Origin of the sequence: Komagataeibacter medellinensis NBRC 3288, from assembly GCF_000182745.2 — a bacterium.
In the GTDB taxonomy this organism is placed as follows: Bacteria; Pseudomonadota; Alphaproteobacteria; order Acetobacterales; family Acetobacteraceae; genus Komagataeibacter; species Komagataeibacter medellinensis.
Window position 1 is genome coordinate 1 of record NC_016030.1, and the last position, 2,218, is coordinate 2,218.

General features: G+C 57.1%; 3 protein-coding genes. 2 read left to right on the forward strand and 1 reads right to left on the reverse strand.

The features are described from left to right. Nucleotides 1–866: 866 nt before the first annotated feature. Entirely contained in the window at nt 867–1,130 is a 264-nt protein-coding gene (locus GLX_RS16395; RefSeq protein ID WP_014106741.1) for a type II toxin-antitoxin system RelB/DinJ family antitoxin, read from the forward strand. Then, nucleotides 1,117–1,398: a type II toxin-antitoxin system YafQ family toxin gene (locus GLX_RS16400; protein WP_014106742.1), complete on the forward strand. Its 282-nt coding sequence runs from the start codon at nt 1,117–1,119 to the stop codon at nt 1,396–1,398. The genes GLX_RS16395 and GLX_RS16400 overlap by 14 nt, the downstream gene beginning before the upstream one ends. 96 nt (nt 1,399–1,494) lie before the next feature. Here GLX_RS16400 and GLX_RS17900 read toward each other — a convergent pair whose 3' ends face one another. Then, complete coding sequence (locus GLX_RS17900) at nt 1,495–2,040, reverse strand: replication/maintenance protein RepL (protein WP_020958252.1); 546 nt, start codon at nt 2,038–2,040, stop codon at nt 1,495–1,497. Nucleotides 2,041–2,218 lie beyond the last annotated feature (178 nt).

Sequence of the window (2,218 nt, forward strand, 5' to 3'; positions counted from 1 at the left end):
ATCATTGATAAATAACAATTTTTTTCGTGGTCTCTCTCTATGATCTTTGGACCGTCCCCGAAGCCCACGGGGGCGGCGCAGCGAACGCCTTGCGTGAGCGGCAGCGGAGCCGCGCCGGTGGACCCTCGGGGGCGGATCAGAGGCTCATAAAAGGGCGATTAATTCCGTTTTCGTATCGTTGTGCGACGCTTCAGCGACCGGGTGTGTCGATTAACCGTCACACCGCTCCGGCGCCTTCGGCGGGCTACGCCGCTCCCGCTCCGCGCTCGCCCGGAGCCTGCAAGGCCAGCGAAACCGGGGAAGGGCAAAATGGCTCAAGAAGCGACGAACGGGGCGATTCCGGTTGCACCTGGTGCGAGGCCAGCGGCAAGCTGGCTATGGGCGTAGTCACCTGTGGCGAGGGGATGGGCCGGGTTGTGGTAAGCCCGGCCCTTCCTGCGTCTGTAGCCGGGAACTCCCGGTTATAGGCCGAAGGATGGCCGTACAGGGCACTCAGACGAGTTTCCGATACCAACCTACCGGACAAGAGCCGGAAGCCATCATACGGCCCTCTGACGGCCTTATAGCGGATGATCGCAAGAGGCGATCGCCTGTTCTCCTGACGCGATCAGGTGGGGCATGGTGCCGTTCCATGTTGGGGCTTCTCGCGGCCCGGCCGGAAAGGGCGGCACTCTGGCGGCAATTTTCGCAGTGCCACCATGCCGCGCCCTAACCCCATGTGCAGACAGAGGAATCCGGAAAACCAAGGTCACAGAGTGCCGGTTTCTTTAATCTTGCCCTCACTTTTTTCGCCTTCTCCCACCCCGGAACGTAGACGAAATTGGTGTTTTGTATTACACTGAAATACATTATTGGGAGGGTATGTCATGGCTGTCAGTCGCATGGTCCAGGCCCGAGTGCCGGGTGAGATTCAGGAAGCCGCGAACCAGGTCATTCACGCGGCCGGGCTGACGGTGAGTGATGTGGTGCGTGTGCTGATGACGCGGATTGCCCAGGACAAGGTGATTCCGGCCGCGCTGTTTCAGCCCAATGCGGAGACGCTGGCAGCGTTTACTGAGGTCGAGCGTGGGGATCTGACGCGCTTCAGGTCTGTCGATGCGCTGTTCGAAGATCTCCATGCGGACGATTGAGCGCACGACGGCTTTCAAGCGTGATTTCAAACGGGTGGCGAAGGGACCGCATCGGGCTGCCCTAGACACCGATCTGCGGCGAATTATCGAGCTTCTGGTGGTCGATGCGGCATTGGAAATACGGCATCGCGACCATGCCCTGACAGGCAACTGGAAGGACTATCGGGACTGCCATGTGAAGCCTGATCTGGTGCTGATCTATCGCCTCATTGAGGCCGATCGCCTGGTCTTGGTGCGACTGGGCTCCCATTCGGAACTCGACCTCTAGCCTTTAAGGGAAAGACAGGCGTCTTAGTCCCGGTGCATCAGAGAGTGCGCGCTTATACGTTGCCCAAAGGGCAACGTGCGCTTGGTGTCGGGCGATCTATTTTTCGGTGGCCGGCAAGTCTGGTTCCATGCCGTCGAAAGAAGGCTGAGATGGTGGTGGTAAGCCGGGGCCGGTAGGTAGCTGCTTCTCTCCCGGATACAGGTCTGGAATGGCCTGTAGAGGCGGCTGTGCGCCAATTTCGGTCTTATCGGGTTGTTCGTCGTCTGAGAGCAACACAGCGGCAGAAAACAGGCTGTAGCGGATACCATCGCGGTTTCCGGACCAAGCCACTCGGTCATTAACGATGTAAGCACAAGCCGTGCCTGTGGGGCCGATCTGTCGAACTTCGATCCAGTTGCCCTCTCGTAAAACGGACAAAGCCCTTTTGAGAGTATTCAAGCCGCAACCAGCCATTTTGGCCAATGTAGCTTGGGATGCGACGAGAGCATTATTGCGGCCCATTTGGGAGGTCATAAGCATCATAACGGCCGCTGCTCTAGGATTTGATACAGCTAATTTTGACCATCGTTCCATAGCCGCTCGTTCGACCTGAACCCAAGTTCCGTTGGGTGCGGTGGTTAATCCAACGTGCTTTGGCTTCATGGCCTACCCCTAGATCAAATCAGACGATTTTTCATCCAAATTTGGATGAAATTCATCCATTTTATAGCGAAAAATGTAGATAAATTCAATCCAAATTTGGACAAATTCCATCCAAACCTAGCCCATAGCTGGTGGGCTAGGGGTAGCCCATAGCTGGTGGGCTACCCCCCCCCCTCAC

What these genes read in the sequence shown, in the direction of transcription:
- GLX_RS16395 (WP_014106741.1), top strand. Translation starts at nt 867, where the DNA reads ATGGCTGTCAGTCGCATGGTCCAGGCCCGAGTGCCGGGTGAGATTCAG.
- GLX_RS16400 (WP_014106742.1), top strand. Translation starts at nt 1,117, where the DNA reads ATGCGGACGATTGAGCGCACGACGGCTTTCAAGCGTGATTTCAAACGG.
- GLX_RS17900 (WP_020958252.1), bottom strand. Translation starts at nt 2,040, where the DNA reads ATGAAGCCAAAGCACGTTGGATTAACCACCGCACCCAACGGAACTTGG.